The organism is Shewanella seohaensis, assembly GCF_023283775.1.
Classification (GTDB): Bacteria; Pseudomonadota; Gammaproteobacteria; order Enterobacterales; family Shewanellaceae; genus Shewanella; species Shewanella seohaensis.
Window position 1 is genome coordinate 277,178 of record NZ_JAKILE010000004.1, and the last position, 13,810, is coordinate 290,987.

13 protein-coding genes are annotated in these 13,810 nt (G+C 47.8%); 2 read left to right on the forward strand and 11 right to left on the reverse strand.

Going from position 1 to position 13,810, the window contains the following annotated elements:
* Positions 1–13 precede the first annotated feature (13 nt).
* From L2713_RS06765 to mazG, 10 genes are all read right to left on the reverse strand, one after another.
* The gene (locus L2713_RS06765; protein WP_248967363.1) at positions 14–910 is read right to left on the reverse strand and encodes a peptidoglycan DD-metalloendopeptidase family protein; all 897 of its coding nucleotides are present in this window, start codon (positions 908–910) and stop codon (positions 14–16) included.
* Positions 911–1,009: 99 nt separating this feature from the next.
* Positions 1,010–1,645, reverse strand: a complete 636-nt coding sequence (locus L2713_RS06770; protein WP_011621910.1) for a protein-L-isoaspartate(D-aspartate) O-methyltransferase — start codon at positions 1,643–1,645, stop codon at positions 1,010–1,012.
* Positions 1,642–2,391, reverse strand: coding sequence for a 5'/3'-nucleotidase SurE (gene surE / locus L2713_RS06775; protein ID WP_248967364.1), 750 nt, complete (start codon positions 2,389–2,391; stop codon positions 1,642–1,644). The genes L2713_RS06770 and surE overlap by 4 nt, the downstream gene beginning before the upstream one ends.
* Positions 2,388–3,515, reverse strand: coding sequence for a tRNA pseudouridine(13) synthase TruD (gene truD, locus L2713_RS06780; RefSeq protein WP_248967365.1), 1,128 nt, complete (start codon positions 3,513–3,515; stop codon positions 2,388–2,390). The genes surE and truD overlap by 4 nt, the downstream gene beginning before the upstream one ends.
* 29 nt (positions 3,516–3,544) lie before the next feature.
* Complete coding sequence (gene ispF, locus L2713_RS06785; RefSeq protein WP_248967366.1) at positions 3,545–4,024, reverse strand: 2-C-methyl-D-erythritol 2,4-cyclodiphosphate synthase; 480 nt, start codon at positions 4,022–4,024, stop codon at positions 3,545–3,547.
* Positions 4,025–4,075: 51 nt separating this feature from the next.
* Positions 4,076–4,825: a 2-C-methyl-D-erythritol 4-phosphate cytidylyltransferase gene (ispD, locus tag L2713_RS06790; RefSeq protein ID WP_088210809.1), complete on the reverse strand. Its 750-nt coding sequence runs from the start codon at positions 4,823–4,825 to the stop codon at positions 4,076–4,078.
* 10 nt (positions 4,826–4,835) lie between these two features.
* Positions 4,836–5,135: a cell division protein FtsB gene (ftsB, locus tag L2713_RS06795; RefSeq protein ID WP_011625569.1), complete on the reverse strand. Its 300-nt coding sequence runs from the start codon at positions 5,133–5,135 to the stop codon at positions 4,836–4,838.
* Between the two features lie 100 nt (positions 5,136–5,235).
* A complete protein-coding gene (gene eno / locus L2713_RS06800) occupies positions 5,236–6,531 on the reverse strand; it encodes a phosphopyruvate hydratase (protein ID WP_248967367.1) in 1,296 nt (431 codons plus the stop codon).
* A gap of 213 nt (positions 6,532–6,744) precedes the next feature.
* Entirely contained in the window at positions 6,745–8,385 is a 1,641-nt protein-coding gene (gene pyrG, locus L2713_RS06805; protein WP_248967368.1) for a CTP synthase, read from the reverse strand.
* Between the two features lie 116 nt (positions 8,386–8,501).
* On the reverse strand, positions 8,502–9,440 hold the full coding sequence (gene mazG / locus L2713_RS06810) for a nucleoside triphosphate pyrophosphohydrolase (RefSeq protein WP_248967369.1): 939 nt from the start codon (positions 9,438–9,440) through the stop codon (positions 8,502–8,504).
* Positions 9,441–9,819: 379 nt separating this feature from the next.
* On the opposite strand from mazG, the gene L2713_RS06815 reads away from it, so the two are divergent.
* Both L2713_RS06815 and L2713_RS06820 read left to right on the forward strand, forming a co-directional pair.
* Entirely contained in the window at positions 9,820–10,443 is a 624-nt protein-coding gene (locus L2713_RS06815) for a suppressor of fused domain protein (RefSeq protein WP_248967370.1), read from the forward strand.
* Positions 10,444–10,507: 64 nt separating this feature from the next.
* The gene (locus L2713_RS06820) at positions 10,508–11,449 is read left to right on the forward strand and encodes a leucine-rich repeat domain-containing protein (RefSeq protein WP_248967371.1); all 942 of its coding nucleotides are present in this window, start codon (positions 10,508–10,510) and stop codon (positions 11,447–11,449) included.
* A gap of 129 nt (positions 11,450–11,578) precedes the next feature.
* Here the strand turns inward: L2713_RS06820 and relA are convergent, their stop codons facing one another.
* Entirely contained in the window at positions 11,579–13,786 is a 2,208-nt protein-coding gene (gene relA, locus L2713_RS06825; protein ID WP_248967372.1) for a GTP diphosphokinase, read from the reverse strand.
* Positions 13,787–13,810 lie beyond the last annotated feature (24 nt).

Consider the following 13,810-nt stretch of genomic DNA (forward strand, 5'->3'; position numbering starts at 1 on the left):
AGGCCCTAAACAATCATTGCTTAGGTAAATAGTTAAGTGGGTTAACAGACTGACCGTGGTAACGGATCTCGAAGCGAAGCATTACCTGATTGGTACCTGTACTGCCCATTTTTGCAACTGTCTGTCCAGCAAGGACATGTTGCTTTTCTTCGACTAAGATCTGATCTGCATGAGCATAGGCACTAAGGTAATCGTCACTATGTTTAATAATCACTAAATTACCGTAACCCCTAAGAGCACTACCTGCGTATACCACCCGCCCATCTGCAGCGGCTTTGATGATATCTCCGCGTTTTCCTGCGATCTTAATTCCTTTATTTCCCTGCTCATTGGCAGAGTATGTCCCAATCAATTTACCTCTTACTGGCCATTGCCACTGACTGACACTGTCTGGCAGTGTTGATGTCGGGGCGACGACCGAAGGGTTAACATTTTGTTGAGAGCTTGTTGCAGAATACGCAGGCTTCGCTTTCTGATCAAGTGTTTTTTTCTGCTGTTCACTTGACAAGTTTTTCGCGGAGGAATTGTTACTAGCTGATTGTTTATCAAGAGAATTAGCTTTATTTTGCCCTTTAGACGCTGAATTGCTTCCACCTAAAGTTGTAGAGCCTTTGCCATTTTTCCCTGTGTCATTCGTTAAATATAAAATCTGTCCAGGGTAGATGGTGTACGATTTATCTAATTGATTAATTTTGGCAATTTCGGCGAAATCTTTACCCGCTGCCCAAGAAATCGAATAAAGAGTGTCACCTTTCTTAACTTTATATGAATTAGATTTAATGTGGCCTTTGTTATGTTTGGAATAACTGTGGGAGAGACTTTCGACAGGTGCGGGGCGACTCGCCTGAAAGCTACAGCCCGCAAGCAACAACACTAAACTGAGGTTTAAGAGTAAACCCGCATTCAACAATAAAAACTCCTCTTTAGGGCTATCTTACTGTTTTACCATAATCATAAAACGCCAAGTGTTTAACGAAGTGACCTAAAGCTAAATACTTCAGCGAATAACTTAAGCGAGCTCGCCATTGACCAAGGGAACAAATTTGACGGTTTCTATTACTTCAGAACTAAAACGGTCCGAGCGGCGGGTAAAGCGCATCAGTTGCTGCGTTTCTTCCCCCACAGGGATGATCAGCACGCCGCCTTCGGCTAGCTGGGACAACAAGGCTTCGGGAACCTTAGCCGCTGCCGCCGTGACCATAATGCCATCGAAGGGGCTGCGATTCGGCCAGCCCTGCCAGCCATCGCCATATTTGAATGACACGTTATGCAGATCGAGTCGCTTTAATCTTTGTCTAGCTTGGATCTGTAAACCTTTGATACGCTCAATGGTGCACAGTTCTGGCACTAATTGCGCGAGGATCGCCGCTTGGTAGCCTGAGCCCGTTCCCACCTCAAGTACCTTTTGCGGCTGATGTTGGAGCAGTAACTCTGTCATACGCGCCACGATATAAGGCTGAGAAATGGTTTGTCCTTGGCCTATGGGCAAGGCGGTGTTTTCGTAGGCTTTATGGGCCAGCGCATTATCAAGAAACAACTCGCGCGGGGTATGGGATATTGCCTTAAGAACGGCTGGATGGCGGATCCCCGCCTCCTGAAGCTTTTTTGCTAAATTCACCGCCGATGTTAAGGCAACTCGAGTCATATTTTATCTACCCAATCTTGCAATACCGATAATTGTCTATACGCGGTCAAGTCCACGGTTAAGGGAGTGATCGACACATAACCATGGGCAATCGCATGGAAATCCGTTCCTTCACTCGCATCTTGCTCAACACCCGGTGGGCCAAGCCAAAAAATCTCTTTCCCCGCAGGATCCTGCGTTCGCACTATGCCTTCGGCCTTATGCCGTGCACCTAGGTGCGTCACCCGAATCCCTTTAATCTCATCCAGCGGCAAATCGGGCACATTGATATTGAGGATCTGATCGCTCGCAATCGGATGCGCTAACAACCCCTGCACGATCCGCCGCGCATACACAGCCGCAGAGTGATAATGCTTTAATGCCTTACCATTAAGCGAAATCGCAACGGCGGGGAAACCTAAAAAACGCCCCTCCATCGCCGCCGCTACTGTGCCCGAATATAAAGTGTCATCCCCCATATTCGCGCCAGCATTGATGCCCGATACCACCATATCCGGCTCTCCATCACAAAGCTCACGTATGGCTAAGTGAACGCAATCCGTGGGTGTACCGTGAACCGAAATATAACCATTATCTAACCTATTAATTCTTAATGGGTTAGTCAAGGTTAAAGAGTTACTTGCGCCGGAACAATTACGATCGGGCGCGACCGTCATCACAGTGGCGATTTCGGCGAGCGCCTCGGTTAAAGCTCTGATCCCCGGCGCATTCACACCATCATCATTACTGACAAGGATGCGGATCATGAAGCGGACTCATCATGCTCTGGCGCGCTGGTTTCTGGTGTATCGAGCTCTGCCGTCTGACTCTCTGTTGCAGTATTAGCCTCGGGCGAGACTGTCGCTTGCCATTGCAGCTCTTTCACATCTTGATAATCAACCAACTCTCTTAACAGCGATGTCGCAAAGCTGCCCGCAGGTAAGATAAATTCGAGCACTAATCCATCCGTAGTTTGCTCGTATTTAAGACCTTGAGGTTCGAGCAGCAATGGACGACGCTCCTGCTCAAGCCCCGCGTGCTCAAGGCCGTAGCAATCTTCGCTCAGCTCTGCCATGGCGAGGGTTTCAACCTCGGCGGCTTCGCCCTGCGGCAGCATTTTTCCGCGCCCCCAAAGTGGGGCAGAAAGCTGAATATCTTTCTCAATCAAGCGTTTTAATACCACTAAATCCCATTCTGGCGTAACGAAAAAGCTCTTACTGCCCGCCAGCATCACGCAATCCCCCGCTAAGGGTTTAGTGCCATGATTCGCTAAACGATAGGAGACAACGGTATTGAACAGATTGGAGCGCACCGCAGACAGATACATGCTGCGCTTATTACGGTCTTTCACCTTTTTGCCCGCCAGCATTTGCCGTCCCATCACTAGGTTTTTACCATCGTGACCGAAACGCTGCTCACCAAAATAATTAGGCACACCAACCTGGCTGACTTTTTCAACGCGGCTGATAATGTCTTCTACGTTTGTGACATTGCGCAAGGTAAGAATAAAACGGTTGCCCAAGAGCGCGCCAATACGTAGTTTTTTGCTGTGGCGACTGCTGGATAAAATGGTTAAGCGCTCGCTGTTTAGTTCGCTCCACGCAGGGGTTTCTTTACCTGGGATACGAATACCAAACCACTGTTCTGTGATGGCATTTTTATCTTTTTGTCCAGCATAGGTCACTTCTTTGGGATGAACCTTAGCGAACTTCGCGAGCATTTCAGCCACTTGCACCGTATTCAGCCCATCCTTACGAATATGGACTAAATGATGCTCGCCCTCGCCCGACGGGCTAAAAGGCAAAATCTCTTTCACGATAAAGTCGCTGTTAACGGTTCTTAAATCTGCGGTGCCCGTCGGTTTGCCGTACAGGTAATGTAGTTCGCTCATGGGTCTTTCTTATCTCTTAAAGTTTCAGGCTATTGGCGACTGAGTAATACGACGGCTTCGACCGCAATGCCTTCTTTACGGCCGGTAAACCCGAGTTTTTCGGTAGTGGTTGCCTTAACGTTGATATCGGCAACGTCAGCATTAAGATCGGCCGCCAACACTTGGCGCATATCCTCGATATGCGGCGCCATCTTAGGCGCTTGGGCAATGATAGTGACATCCAGATTACCCAGCTCAAATCCCTTCGCCCGCGCTAACGCATAGCAATGGCGCAGCAAGACGCGACTATCGGCGCCCTTATAGGCGGCATCGGTATCGGGGAAATGTTTACCAATATCCCCAAGGGCCATCGCCCCTAAAATGGCATCGGAGATGGCATGCAGCACCACATCGCCATCGGAATGAGCCACCAGTCCGGTTTCGTAGGGGACTTCGACCCCACATAAAATTAACGGGCGCGCTTCACCAAATTTATGGACATCAAAACCATGGCCGATTCGGATTTTCATTACTTAATTCCTAACGTATTTAATAAATTGCGCAATTCACTCAACTTGCATTCAAGCATTCGCGCGCAGTAAAAAGAGCTCTGCCAACTCCAAATCATCGGGATGGGTGACTTTAATGTTATCCGCCCGCCCGGCGACCAAACCAGGGGAAATGCCCGCCCACTCCATCGCCGAGGCCTCATCGGTTACAACAGCACCCGCGGCAAGCGCGGCTTTTAAATGTAATCGCAACAAGGAGGTTGGAAATAACTGCGGCGTCAACGCATGCCAGAGATTATCGCGGCAAACGGTCGAGCTAATTTCACCTAAGCTATTGGCGCGCTTCATGGTATCCCGCACAGGCATGGCTAAAATCGCCCCTTGGGGGAAGTGCACCCGCGATGCCAGCAATTTATCTATGTCTTGCGCCGTCAGGCAGGGTCTGGCCGCATCGTGTACTAAAGCCCAACCATTATCAGGCGCCTTATCGAGTGCCGCCAATACCGAGTCGGCGCGCTCAGAGCCACCAATGACAGTCACCAGCTTGGGATGCTTAGCCTGCGGTAACGCAGCAAACTCGGTATCCTCTGGATGCAGTGCCACAATCACTTGGTTAATTTGCGGATGGGACAATAACTTATCTAAGGTATGGGCCAGAATACTTTGCCCCAGCAAGGTTAAATATTGCTTGGGTTTGCCTGCACCCATGCGACTGCCAATCCCCGCGGCGGGTACAATCGCGACCACATGGTGCGAGAAAGGATCAATTTGAACTGCAACTTGGGTTTCGACCTGCGGCGCGGCTTCTAATACGGTATCCATAAGCGCTCCGTTATTGCGAGGGACTCGATACTGAACGGTCACCGCCCACCACGCGATAGAAGGTCTCGCCTTCTTTCACCATGCCTAGCTCGTTACGCGCCCGCTCTTCAATCGCTTCGGTACCGCTCTTAAGATCGATAATTTCCTCTTTAAGCACTTGATTACGCTCATTGAGTTTTGCATTACCTTCTTGCTGAGCCGCGATCTGTTTTTGCAGAACAAAGTATTCGGGCAGGCTGTTATCGCCCGACCACAGCCGATATTGCAGCAAACCGAGAAGCACTATGAGTGCAATGACAAAGAATTTCATGGAGGAATTAGCGTCAGTATCTTGAATTAAAAAAATATACTGCAGATAGTACAACAAAAAAGGCCACCAAGTGGTGGCCTTTTTACATCAGACGACTAAATTACGCCTGACCTTTGATTTCTTTCAAACCGCGGTATGGTGCTTTTTCACCTAATTGCTCTTCGATACGCAGCAATTGGTTGTATTTAGCAACACGGTCAGAACGGCACAGTGAACCCGTCTTGATTTGGCCAGCCGCAGTACCTACCGCTAAATCAGCGATAGTAGCGTCTTCAGTTTCACCGCTACGGTGTGAAATCACCGCAGTGTAACCCGCTGCTTTTGCCATACGGATAGCCGCTAAGGTTTCAGTTAATGAACCGATTTGGTTGAACTTGATCAGGATTGAGTTAGCGATGCTGTTCTCGATACCACGGGTTAAGATCTTAGTGTTAGTCACGAATAAATCGTCGCCCACTAATTGGATCTTATCGCCCATAATCTTAGTTTGGTATGCCCAACCGTCCCAATCTGACTCGTCCAGACCGTCTTCAATAGAGACGATTGGATATTGCTCAGTCAGTGACTTCAGGAAGTCAGAGAAACCGTTTGAATCGAATACTTTGCCTTCGCCAGACAGGTCATATTTGCCGTCTTTGTAGAACTCAGAAGCCGCACAGTCTAATGCCAGAGTCACGTCGGTACCCAGCTTGTAACCCGCTAATTCAACAGCTTCTTTGATTACCGCTAATGCATCAGCGTTAGAAGACAGGTTAGGTGCGAAACCACCTTCGTCACCCACAGAAGTGCTTAAACCTTTACCGTGCAGTACTTTTTTCAGGGTGTGGAAAATCTCAGCGCCCATACGTAAAGCTTCGCGGAAGTTTTTCGCGCCAACAGGTTGAACCATGAACTCTTGGATATCAACGTTGTTATCAGCGTGCTCACCACCGTTAAGGATGTTCATCATAGGCACTGGCATAGCGTATTGGCCAGGTGTGCCGTTTAATTCAGCGATGTGAGCGTATAGAGGCATGCCTTTGAATGCTGCAGCCGCTTTAGCCGCCGCTAAAGACACAGCCAGAATCGCGTTAGCGCCTAACTTGTCTTTGTTTTCAGTGCCGTCTAAGTCGATCATGATTTGATCGAGTTCAGCTTGTGCAGTCGCATCTTTACCGATTAACGCTGCACGGATAGGGCCGTTTACGTTAGCCACAGCAGTCAAAACACCTTTACCTAAGTAACGGCTCTTGTCGCCATCACGCAGTTCCAGCGCTTCGCGGCTGCCGGTAGAAGCACCAGATGGCGCAGCCGCCATACCGATAAAACCACCTTCTAAATGCACTTCGGCTTCAACTGTTGGGTTACCACGAGAATCCATAATCTCGCGACCAATCACGTTAATAATCTTAGCCATATTACCCTCGATTTAAGTTTAAAAGAGAAAAGAAAAAACCAATACCAATGGGAATTAACAGATGTAGAGTACGACCAAAATCTTTAAATTCCGTTTACTATTTCCGTCTATACGCATGTCGTTTATACACATGGGTATGAGTTTTGACTCATGATTACGCGGCCTGAGTGTAACAAAAGGCCGGGCCCACTGTCGCGGGTCCGGCCTTAAAATTTATTTCTTCAGATCACGTTTTTGATGTGCACTTGCGGCAGCAACGAAACCTTCGAACAATGGATGACCATCGCGTGGGGTCGAAGTGAATTCTGGGTGGAATTGACCCGCAACAAACCAAGGATGATCTTTCAGCTCAATCATCTCAACCAGTTTACGGTCAGAAGATAAACCACTAAATACCAGACCCGCTTGCTCTAAACGTTCTCTGTACTTGTTGTTCACCTCATAACGGTGACGGTGACGCTCAACACAGCTGTTACCTTTATATGCTTGAGCGGCTTTTGAACCTTCAAGCAGGTGACATAACTGCGCACCTAAACGCATAGTGCCACCTAAGTCAGAGGCTTCATGGCGTTGTTCAACGTTACCTTCTTCATCAACCCATTCAGTGATTAAGCCAACCACTGGGAATGGCGTTGCTTTATTGAATTCGGTTGAGTGTGCATCGGCCATGCCTGCAACGTTACGGGCAAATTCAATCAGCGCCACTTGCATACCTAAACAGATACCAAAGTATGGCAGGTTGTTTTCACGGGCAAATTTAGCCGCTTGAATCTTACCTTCCACACCGCGCTCACCGAAGCCACCAGGGACTAAGATACCGTCTAAACCTTGCAGAACTTCATCGCCTTTCGCTTCTACGGTTTGTGAATCGATATACTTGATAGTCACAGATACGCGATTTTTAAGGCCAGCGTGCTTTAATGCTTCGTTGACTGACTTATAGGCGTCAGGCAGTTCGATGTATTTACCTACCATACCAATCACGACTTCGCCGTTTGGATTGGCTTCTTGGTAAATGACGTTTTCCCACTCAGACAAGTCGGCTTCGCGGCACTCTAAGCCAAAACGCTTAACCACTAAGTCATCTAAACCCTGTGAGCGCAGTAGCGCAGGGATCTTGTAGATACTGTCGACGTCTTTTAATGAAATAACCGCACGTTCTTCAACGTTACAGAATAACGAAATCTTCGCACGCTCGTTGGCAGGAATCGCGCGGTCGCCACGGCAGATCAGCACATCTGGTGCAATACCGATAGAACGCAATTCTTTGACTGAATGTTGAGTCGGTTTGGTTTTCACTTCACCCGCAGCGCCAAGGAATGGCACTAAGGTTAAATGCATAAACAGGGTACGATCGCGGCCCAGTTCAACACCTAATTGGCGGATAGACTCAAGGAATGGCAGTGATTCGATATCACCCACAGTACCGCCGATTTCAACGATAGCCACATCGTGACCTTCACCACCTGCAATCACTTTTTCTTTGATCGCGTTAGTGATGTGTGGGATCACCTGAATGGTCGCACCTAAGTAATCACCGCGACGCTCTTTACGCAGCACTTCCTCGTAAATACGACCCGTAGTGAAGTTGTTGCGACGGTTCATCTTAGTGCGGATGAAACGCTCATAGTGGCCTAGGTCAAGGTCTGTTTCTGCGCCGTCCTCAGTCACAAACACTTCACCATGTTGCGTTGGGCTCATGGTACCTGGATCAACGTTAATGTATGGGTCCAGTTTCATGATGGTTACATTGAGACCACGGGCCTCTAAAATTGCGGCTAATGAAGCGGCTGCAATGCCTTTACCTAGTGATGAAACCACACCACCAGTAACGAAGATATACCTTGTAGTCATGCTGAACCTGAGAAAATGAGTTTGAAAATACGTGCTTGTAAGAAAGCACTAGGACGGGGCAGTAGTATACCAAAGGTGTTGCCATTCGACAAACACCAATCCGGATAATTTGCCCTTTATCTTGGCTCGCCCTGTTTAACCTTATCCCAGTAGGCATCTAACTCTTCTAAGCTATGTTCTTCTAATGCTTTATTATTTTGTCTTGCAAATGCCTCAACACCTTTAAAACGGCGTTCAAATTTAACATTGGCTTGGCGCAGCGCTTGTTCTGGGTCCACCTTTAAATGACGCGCCAAATTCACCACTGCAAATAATAAGTCGCCCATTTCGGCCTGCACTTTGGCTTGGTCGAGCGCTGGCTGATTCACCTCCGCCAGCACTTCATCAATTTCTTCATGGATTTTTGCGACAACGGGCTCAAGCTCAGGCCAATCGAACCCGACACGAGCGACCCGCTGCTGAATTTTGATTGAACGGGATAACGCCGGCTGTGCACGCGGAATATCATCAAGCACAGAAACTTCGCTTGGTGAAGTCACCCCAGCCGCCAATGCCTTTTGTTCACGCTCGCTGGCTTTGATTGCTTCCCAATTGGCCTTCATCTGCTGACTACTGGCATCGGCCTCAAACGTGGCTTCGCCAAACACATGGGGATGACGGCGGGTCAGTTTGTCGGTGATTTTATTGACGACTGTGCTGAAATCGAACCTGCCCTGCTCTTTACCTAGCTGGCAATAAAACACCACTTGGAATAATAAATCCCCCAGCTCATCGGGCAATTCGTCTAAGGCTAAACGTTCAATCGTGTCGGCCACTTCATAGGCCTCTTCGAGGGTAAAAGGCACTATGGTTTGAAAGGTCTGCGCCTTATCCCAAGGACAACCCGTTTGCGGATCGCGCAGCTTCTCCATAATCTTGAGTAACGGCGCAACATCGGTTGCTGAAAGTGCTGCTGCGGAAAGCTCGTTTGCTGATGGCACTTTTGAAGAGGGTTCTTTGGTTGATAGATCTGCTGTTGAAAGCTCAGTAATAGAAGGCGTGGTATGGGAAGTCATGCTGATATCCTTTCAAGAGAGTCGACACAGGTGCAGGATGCGTAAACAGGAATACACTCAAGCTGAGTCGCAACTAAGGCTGTAATAAGGGCAATAAAGCGCTAATGATAAAGTAGCCAAGCTCAAAGTGCTATTTAGGGTTGAGATGGACGTAACTGAATCTGCTCTCCCACGATAGGTACTTCTTATTATCTCCCTCATCATAGATGTCAGTCTTTATCGGTAAAATCTCGTTATCAATACAAAAAGCTTTGTAGAATACTAAGCGAAAATGGTAATTTATTTCGCTATTTTAATGAGTTAATCGACTGTATTGCCTCTGCCCATACCGACTTATGGAACCAGTTTGGATGATACAGCGAAGTTTAAAGGAATAAACATGAGCTTTCTTGAAGCATCTTGGGAAGAAAGAGAAACAACATCGTATAAAGCCCTATTAGGTGACACTGGACCGGGGATTTTTCCGCTATCCCATGCTCTCTTTAAGCGCATGAATGCAAGCGATATCGCCCCTCGTTGGCTAACCCATGGTGTTTTTAAGTCTCCCCCTAATAGCAACAGAAACACATGGGCATATATCACCTCTGGGATGTCTAATCCTTGGGAAACCGACGAACCCGAGGAATACTCAGGTCTTGGTGTCGAATTTCTAATGGAAACAGAAAAAGACGAAACGTGGGCAGTTGAAGTTCTACAAATGCTTATGGCCTATAACTTATTACTCGCAGCTGGACAGATGGGAGATTTCCCCTTACTAGGTGATGGCGACAGAGTGCCCCTCGCATTATCTGACGCTATTCGCACTATGATGTTTACCGAGCCCGTTTCCTTTCCTCACTGTTTTAACATCAAATCGGGCCGCGTCGATTTATTGCAAGTGGTCGGCATCACGCCTGCTGAATTACAAGTCGCAAAACAAACCTCATCGGATGAAATTCGCACTCAACTTATCAGCAAGTTAGGCACTCTAGTGACCAGCAAAGAACGAGAAAGTGTTGTGTAACCCATTAGATTCGCCTTAAACACGGCCTCGCTCACGCAGCTTACTGCTATCAAGATAAAAGACGATGATAAAACTACAAAAAATTGCCGATACGCTAACCACTGACGAACATACATTAATTGCTGAATCGTTACGCCAAGGCGAAATAGATGGCATTTCTCTATCTTACTTAGGAGGTGCATTCGGTCCAACTTGGTCTGCGGATAGAGATTACTCGTTAGATTTCCTGAAACACTATTCAGGACTCAGAGCTTTAGAGATCCAACTGCCAGCGATAACAAACATTGAAGCTATCGCAGAATATGCTAGCAATCTAGAGTTTTTAAGCTTGGGTGAGTTCAATCAAAAATCAGTCTCTTTAAAGCCATTATCGTCTCTTCACCAACTAAAACACCTAGACTTAAACAGAAATAACAAAGATATAGACTCGATCAGCGACCTAGCTAATCTTAAAGAGCTTTACCTGACCGGCTATCAACAAGCACAAATTGAACTGTTGGCTAATCTAGATAAGTTAGAAGAGCTATATCTAGGTTTTGGCACCTTTGAAGAATTAGATGCACTAAAAGGCTTGTCTAAACTAAAAAGTCTCGAAATACTTTGGGTGAAAAAGTTACACGATCTCAGCGCGCTGACGCATCTAGATGCGCTTGAGCATTTACATTTAAGTACACTGAAGCAAGTCACCAGCATCCCAGAAATTGCGCATCTTTGTCATCTTAAAAGCGTGTTTATGGATACCATGAATGGGCTTTCTTCTTTATCAGGCCTAAAAGGCTGCTCAATCCGTGAATTAACCGTTATTAATTCACGGATCGATCCTTTTATATTTTCACCGCTTAGTAATAGCCTACCATCATTGCAACGGCTCCTACTTGGTCTGAGTTCCAAAGGAAAAACCAAGGAAGCGCTTAGCTTCTTCGATAGCAAGGTAGTATGTGGGACGCTTAACGACTTAATCTATACGCCCAATAGTAATGGCTCTCGAATAGAGTACTGTCGTTAGCGGGATAAACTTCAACAAGTGGGATTGTTAACTTGCTGGCGATTGTGCAAACCGATTTCACCTGAATAAAAAAGCAATAGCGCTTTATGCCCTACCGCTTTTTACAACGCATAATCATAGAATCGAGAATTACAATCTGCGCGCTTCTATCACGCTATCGACTTGGGAGAGCTTAGATAACACCCGCGATAAGCCATCGAGATTATATAGCTCTAATTCCAGCTCAATGGCCGCCGTCTGATTCTTAATATCCGATGAGGAGCTCATGGCGAGCACATTGGATTTTTCGGCGGCGAGTACCGAGGTCAGATCCCGCAATAAGCCGCTGCGGTCATGGGCTAAGACACGCAGGCGCATGCGATAACCGCCTGAGTAATTTTCGCCCCAAACCACATCGACGCCACGTTCTGGGTGAACGCGCATCAACTCTTTCACCTGTTCACAGTCGGAGCGATGCACCGAAATACCGCGCCCTTTGGTGATAAAACCTAAAATTTCATCCCCAGGTACGGGCTGGCAGCAACGGGCGATATGGCTGAGTAAGTTACCCACGCCATTCACTTCCACCTGCCCACGGCTATTGGTGCCAGATTTAGGTTGGCTCTTCTTAACTAATTCTTCTACCGCATCTTCTTCGCTCACCTCATCGAGGCGCAACTTACTCTGGATATGGTTAACGACCTGATGTAAACGCACATCACCGCCGCCGATGGCCGCAAGCAAGTCATCCATACTCGCCATATTAAAACGCTCAACGGCGATGGCGGCATCTTTAATTTTAAGGCTGACTCGCGCCAGCTCTGCTTCGAGCATTTCTTTACCGGCGATAATGTTTTTATCGCGGTCCTGCTGCTTAAACCAATGCTGAATTTTCGAGCGCGCCCGCGATGTGCGGATATAACCTAAGTTGGGATTGAGCCAATCGCGCTTAGGATTAGGATGCTTCGAGGTGATGATCTCGATACGCTCGCCCGTTTCGACCTGATAGGTAAACGGCACAATGCGGCCATCGACCTTGGCACCGATACACTTATGGCCGACCTGAGAGTGAATATAGTAGGCAAAGTCGAGCACGGTTGAACCGAGCGGCAAGTCGACGACTTCACCGCTTGGGGTAAAGACATAGACTCTATCTTCAAACACTTGGCTGCGGACTTCTTCGACCAAGTTGCCGCTTTCGACCACGTCTTCCTGCCATTGCAGAATTTTACGCAGCCAATTGATTTTTTCTTCGTAGCCGCTCTGTTTGCCGGAGTGATTACCTTCTTTATATTTCCAGTGCGCGGCAACCCCCAGCTCTGCATCTTCATGCATATCTTGGGTACGAATTTGAATTTCAACGGTTTTACCTTCAGGCCCCACCACTACGGTATGAATCGATTGATAACCGTTAGGTTTAGGGTTGGCCACGTAGTCGTCGAACTCGCGCGGAATATGGTGCCAAAGAGTGTGCACGACCCCTAAGGCGCCGTAGCAATCCTGCAAACGTTCGGTGACAATACGTACGGCGCGCACGTCAAACAACTCATCAAACTTGAGATGTTTGCCCTTCATCTTGCGCCAGATGCTGTAGATATGTTTTGGACGACCATACACCTTAGCGCGGATCTGATCCTCATCGAGGCGCTGCTGCAACTGCTCGACAAATTTTTCGATATAGACTTCGCGGTCTAACCGCTTACCGTCTAGCTGTTTGGCAATGTCCTTGTAGGTATCTGGATGCAGATAACGGAAGGAAATATCTTCTAATTCCCACTTTAACTGACCAATCCCCAAACGGTTAGCGAGCGGCGCATAGATATCGGCAATTTCGCGGGCCAGCAAGACGCGGGTTTCTTCGTCGGCATTTTTCACCGCGCGCAGCAAACAAACACGCTCGGCCAGTTTGATCACCACGGCGCGTACGTCTTCGACCATCGCCAGTAACATTCGGCGGATATTGTCGATTTGCGGCTCGGTTGAGCGGCTATTGGGATTGATTTTTAACGCACCAATGGCATCCATAGTCACCACGCTGGCGACTAACCGCGCGAGGGACTCGCCAAATTTTTCTTTGATTGCTTCTTCGTTTAATAAACCTGCATCAAACACCACAAACAGGATGGCCGCTTGCAGCGTCTCGATATCCATATTCAGCGGTGCGAGGATTTCAATCATCTCGCGGGCACGTTCGAGCAGTTCTCTTTTCGCGGCAGGACTCTTAGCGGGTAAGGCTTCGACCTGTGCAATCAGGGTGAGTAAGGTTTGCGCCTCCTCGACATGACTGACATAGCGAGCCACCCAATCTTCAAGATGAAAATCGGGATCATTAAAGTGCGCTTCGCGAACAGAGACCATCTAATTTATTTCCTTATTCGTGCT